Consider the following 1,219-nt stretch of genomic DNA (forward strand, 5'->3'; position numbering starts at 1 on the left):
CGCGCGTGCCGCCAGCTATTCCGGCGAGGGCGACAGCACCGATCAGGGCAATATCGTGGTGCAGGAGATGGTGCAGGCGGAATTTGCCGGCGTCCTCTTCACCCAGGACCCGATGGCGCCCGGCATGGCGATGATCGAATGGGTCGAAGGCTGCGGCGAGGATCTGGTGTCAGGCCGCGTCACCCCCACCAGCTTGCGTTTCGGCCGCTACACCGGCCTGCCGGCAACAGAAGATCAGGACCAGACGCTCGATATGGCGCCGCTGCTGGCCCTTGGCAAGCAGATCGAGGACACCTTCGGCGCCCCGCAGGACGTGGAATGGGCCTATGCCAACGGCCAGTTCCAGATTGTGCAAAGCCGCGACATCACCACCCTCAGCCTGGGCACCGAGCAGGAACAGACCCGTCTCGCCGAATGGCGCGATGTGCTGGACCGCTACGCGGATGCAGATCCGGACCAAACCATCCTGGAACAGGACGAAATGTCCGAGGTCCTGCCCCGCCCCACGCCGCTCTCCTTCTCGCTGATGAGCGATCTGTGGGCGCCCGGCGGCAGCGTCGACCTGGCCTGCCGCGAGCTGGGTGTTCCCTATGGCCTGCCCGAGGGGCGCGACGGCCATCTGGTCAACCTGTTCGGCAAAACCTATGTCGATGTGGAATTGAAACAGGGTATGACCCTGAAACTGACGGCCTCCAAGGCCAAGCAGCTGCGCAAGCAGGCGCATCCGATGATCACCCGGTTCCGGGATGAGGTGATGCCGGAGCTGAAGAACAAGCTGGCGATCTGGCAGGCCGTGGATTATGCCGCCCTGCCGCAGGACAAGCTGCTGGAAACCATCGCCACGCTCAAGGAGCTGTTCATCCGCGAAATCTATCTGGAGGCGGAAAAGATCAATATCCTGGCAGGCTTCACCATGGGCGAAGCCGGGACTGCCGCCGCAGGCGATCCCGCCCTGCGCGCCCATCTGATGCACGCCGAGTTGCCCAATGCGCCCTCCAGCCTGATTGCCTCCTGCACCGGCAAGGACGCCCAGACGCGTGCCATGCAGCTGATGGGCCACCGCTCGATCTTCGATTACGAGCTGTCCTCGCCCCGCTACGCCGAGGCGCCTGCCCTGCTGAACTCCCTGCTCAGCAGCGCGGTAGAATCGATTGGCGCTGTTCCGACACCCGCCAACCTGCCGGATGAGCTGGACGATACCATCGGCATCGCTATCGCC

At 64.2% G+C, this 1,219-nt stretch carries 1 protein-coding gene; it reads left to right on the forward strand.

Annotated elements, in window-relative coordinates; all coding sequences use genetic code 11:
• The coding region (locus tag A2I95_RS39815) for a PEP/pyruvate-binding domain-containing protein (RefSeq protein WP_291737861.1) at nt 1–1,219 on the forward strand (1,219 nt) is incomplete at both ends.

It is taken from the genome of Leisingera sp. F5, assembly GCF_001593695.1.